The following is a 3,925-nucleotide window of genomic DNA, read 5'->3' as shown; positions in this document are numbered from 1 at the left end:
GGGTGGGGTAGGGGCGCCTGCGACGGTCACCGCGACCCGCTCCCGGGCGTCCCTTTCTTGGAGGATCATCGATGAAGGCTGTCACCTGGCACGGCAAGCGCGACGTCCGCGTGGAGAGCGTGCCCGACCCGGAGATCAAGGAGCCGGACGACGCGATCATCAGGGTCACCTCGTCCGGGATCTGCGGTTCCGACCTGCACCTGTACGAGGTGCTGGGGCCGTTCCTCAGCGAGGGCGACATCCTCGGCCACGAGCCGATGGGGATCGTCGAGGAGACCGGCTCGGAGGTCGCGCACATCAAGCCCGGGGACCGCGTCGTCATCCCGTTCAACATCTCCTGCGGCCGCTGCCACATGTGCGGCATGCAGCTCTACGCGCAGTGCGAGACCACGCAGGTCCGCGAGCAGGGCATGGGCGCGGCGCTGTTCGGCTACACCCGGCTGTACGGGCAGGTGCCGGGCGGGCAGGCCGAGTACCTGCGGGTGCCGCAGGCCCACTTCGGGCCGATCAAGGTGCCGGAGGGCCCGCCGGACGAGCGGTTCGTGTACCTGTCCGACGTGCTGCCGACCGCCCGGCAGGCGGTGGACTGGGCCGGCATCCCCGAGGGCGGGTCGGTCACCGTGCTCGGCCTCGGCCCGATCGGGCAGATGGCCGCCCGGATCGCGCGGCACCTGGGGCACCGGGTGATCGGCGTGGACTTCGTGCCCGAGCGGCTGGAGATGGCGCGGCGGCACGGCATCGAGGTGATCGACTCCGACGACGCCGACGACGTCCCGGACGCGGTCCGGCAGCTCACCGAGGGCCGCGGCACCGACTCGGTGATCGACGCGGTGGGGATGGAGGCGCACGGCTCCCCCGGCGCCAAGTTCGCGCAGACCGTCGCCGGGCTGATGCCGGGCAACAGCGGGGCGCCGCTGATGTCGCGCTTCGGGGTGGACCGGCTCGCCGCGCTCGGCACCGCGATCGAGGTCGTCCGGCGGGGCGGCACGATCGCCCTCATCGGCGTGTACGGCGGCATGACCGACCCGCTGCCGATGATGCGGATGTTCGACAAGGGCATCACGCTGCGGATGGGCCAGGCGCACGTCAAGAAGTGGATCGACGGCCTGATGCCGCTGGTCACCGACGACGCCGACCCGCTCGGCGTGATGGACCTGGCGACCCACCGGTGGCCGCTGGAGAAGGCGCCGGAGGCGTACGAGATCTTCCAGAAGAAGCAGGACGGCGCGATCAAGGTGCTGCTGCAGCCCTGACCGCCCGCGGGCGTCCCGATGATCGCGGACGGGACCCGCTCCTCTAGGCTTTTCGCGCCCCCGTGCGGAACCGGGGCGACGTCCCGAGCATGGAGGTGGGCCCGATGCACCCTTTCCGCGCGGCCATCGAGAAGGGTGACATCGACGCCCTCCCGGCGCTGCTGGCCGAGGACGTCACGTTCCTCAGCCCGGTGGCGTTCGCGCCGTACGAGGGGCGGCCGCTGGTGTCGGCGATCCTGCGCGCGGTGACGCGGGTGTTCACCGACTTCCGCTACGTCGGCGAGATCGGTGAGGAGCGCGACCACGCGCTGATCTTCAAGGCGCGGGTCGGGGACCGCGAGGTGCACGGCTGCGACTTCCTGCATCTGAACGACGACGGGCTCATCGACGAGTTCTGCGTCATGGTGCGCCCGCTGTCGGGGGCGAAGGCGCTCTCGGAGGCGATGGCGGTGGAGTTCGAGTCCGTCAAGCGGGAGCTGGGCCTGGCCTGACTGCGCGCCCTGGCCCTCAACGGGCCAGCCCGAGCGCGAGGTAGCTCGCGAAGGACAGCAGCATGTACAGGGCGGGCGCGAACGGCGGCCAGCGTGTCCGGCCGCGCGCGAAGGCCCAGGTGGCGGCGAGGGGCGAGGCCAGCGGGAGGAGGGCGGTGAGCGTCCACCCGGCGGGCGCCTGCGACCAGGCCGCGAGCAGGGCCGCGGACAGAGCCGGCACGGCCAGGGACGCCGCCGCCGTCCCGCGCACGCCGAGCGTCGTCACGTAGGTCCGCACCCCCGCCCGGGGCGCCCGGGTGAGCTTCCCGGCCAGTTCGGCGTGGCCGGCCGCGAGGACCACCACGGTGATCGCGACGGCCGCGGACCAGTCGGGACGCCGCCCGGACGCGTCCAGATACCCGGCGTACAGGTAGAGGTGGAGCAGCAGCGGCGCCGGAAGGCCGACCAGCAGGCTCCGGAACAGGTCGTCGGCCGAGGGACGGCCCCACCGCCGGTGAACGGCGATCGCTCCGGCCGCGTACGCCAGTTGGACGAGCAGGATGCCGGCCCGCCACGGCCACGCGGCGTTCAGCAGGAGCAGGACCACCGTCCCCGCGGCGTAGAGGACGACCAGGTCACGCGTCCGCACCGCACCCGACGCCAGCGGGCGGCGGGGATTGAAACGGCGGTCGTAGTCCAGGTCGCGGATGTCGTCCAGCGCGCGCATGAGCAGCAGGTCGACGAAGAGGGTCGCCGCCGCGACCGCCGTCCCCGCTCCGGGCCGCCACGCCGAAGCCTCCGGGTCGAGGGCGGCGAAGAGCCCGGTGACCCCGCAGGCCCACAGCGCCGCGAACGCCAGGGAGGGCACCGGCGGATGGCTCCCCCGGACGAACCGCGCCAGCCGCACGGCGCGCCCCCTCCCCGCGCGGGTCCGCTCTGGGCGGGGCCTCACCCGTCCCGTCCGGGGGTCCAGGTCACCGGGAGTCGCCAGAGGCCGCGGACGAACATGCGGTCGCGCCATTCGAGCCGGTCCGGGTCGACGGCCAGGGCGAGGTCCCCGAAGCGGCGCAGGAGCGCGGCGATCGCGACCTGCAGTTCGAGGCGGGCGTGCGGCGCGCCGAGGCACATGTGGCGGCCGTGGCCGAGGCCGAGATGCGGGTTCGGGGAACGCGCCGAGTCGAACTCGTCCGCGCCGGAGAAGGCGGCCGGATCCCGGTTGGCGGCGTCGGTGAGCGGGACGACGACGTCGCCCGGCCCGAGCGGCACCCCGGCGAGCGCCGCGTCGGCCACGACGGCGTGCGGCCGGCCCCCGGTGCCGGCGAACCACACCCAGCGCAGGAACTCCTCGACGGCGGACGGGATCAGCGACGGGTCGGCCCGCAGCCGCGCCGCGAGGTCCGGCCGCCGGGCCAGTTCCACGACGCACGCCGCCAGGAAGTTGGACGTGGTCTCGCCGCCCGCCGCAAGCAGCCCGTACCCGAAGACGACGATCTCGTCGCCGGACAGCTCCGGTGCGGCCGCGAGCGCGCTGAGCAGGTCGGGCCCGGGGCGTGCCCGGCGCTCCGCCAGCCGGTCGGCGAAGTAGCCGTGCATGCCCTGGCGGGCCGCCTCGACCTCCGCCGCGGGGTACCGCCCGGCCGACATCATCGCGGTCACCCACGGCAGCAGCAGCCCGAGGTCGCCGGCGGGGATGCCCAGCATGTCGCAGATGACGGTGTACGGGAGCGGGGTGGCGAACCCGCCGAGCAGGTCGGCGGGCGGGCCGTGCGCCGCCATGCCGTCGAGCAGCCGCTCGGCGAGCGCCTCGACCCGCGGGCGGTCCGCCTCGGCGCGGCGGGCCGTGAACCACGCCTGGACGGCCTTCCGGCGGCGCGTGTGCGTCGGAGGGTCGCAGGCGGCCAGGGCCAGCGACTCCGGCGTCCGGGCGAAGAGGGTGCCGCCGGTCCACGCCTCGCGGCTGAACCGGTCGTCGGACAGGACCGTCCGGACGTCGGCGTGGCGGGTGACGAGCAGCGCCCGGTGCCCGCCCGGCAGCACGACCGGCACCAGCGGCCGTGCCCGGAACAGCCGCAGGCGGCCCTCGTCCAGCGGGACGCCCGGGCGGTTCGGCAGGGGGAAGTCCATGCGCGTCCCTCAGGCGCTCAGCGGCGACGGAAAGGACGCATCCTCGCGGCGGTCCGCGGCGCCGCCCTCCCCCTCGGC

4 protein-coding genes are annotated in these 3,925 nt (G+C 74.6%); 2 read left to right on the top strand and 2 right to left on the bottom strand.

Translation table 11 applies throughout. From position 1 onward, the window contains the following. The first annotated feature begins 71 nt into the window (after nt 1-71). Both E1266_RS36090 and E1266_RS36085 read left to right on the top strand, forming a co-directional pair. On the top strand, nt 72-1,253 hold the full coding sequence (locus E1266_RS36090; RefSeq protein WP_132054914.1) for a zinc-dependent alcohol dehydrogenase: 1,182 nt from the start codon (nt 72-74) through the stop codon (nt 1,251-1,253). A 104-nt stretch (nt 1,254-1,357) separates the two neighbouring features. Further along, the gene (locus E1266_RS36085) at nt 1,358-1,744 is read left to right on the top strand and encodes a nuclear transport factor 2 family protein (protein ID WP_132054912.1); all 387 of its coding nucleotides are present in this window, start codon (nt 1,358-1,360) and stop codon (nt 1,742-1,744) included. 16 nt (nt 1,745-1,760) lie between these two features. Here the strand turns inward: E1266_RS36085 and E1266_RS36080 are convergent, their stop codons facing one another. Beyond that, the gene (locus tag E1266_RS36080) at nt 1,761-2,630 is read right to left on the bottom strand and encodes a hypothetical protein (RefSeq protein ID WP_132054910.1); all 870 of its coding nucleotides are present in this window, start codon (nt 2,628-2,630) and stop codon (nt 1,761-1,763) included. A 41-nt stretch (nt 2,631-2,671) separates the two neighbouring features. Continuing rightward, complete coding sequence (locus tag E1266_RS36075) at nt 2,672-3,847, bottom strand: cytochrome P450 (RefSeq protein WP_132054908.1); 1,176 nt, start codon at nt 3,845-3,847, stop codon at nt 2,672-2,674. Nucleotides 3,848-3,925: the final 78 nt, after the last annotated feature.

The organism is Actinomadura sp. 7K534 (assembly GCF_004348575.1).
GTDB classification, from domain to species: Bacteria; Actinomycetota; Actinomycetes; order Streptosporangiales; family Streptosporangiaceae; genus Spirillospora; species Spirillospora livida.
The sequence above is the reverse complement of the archived record's forward strand: the minus strand, read 5'-3'. Positions and strand labels throughout refer to the sequence as shown.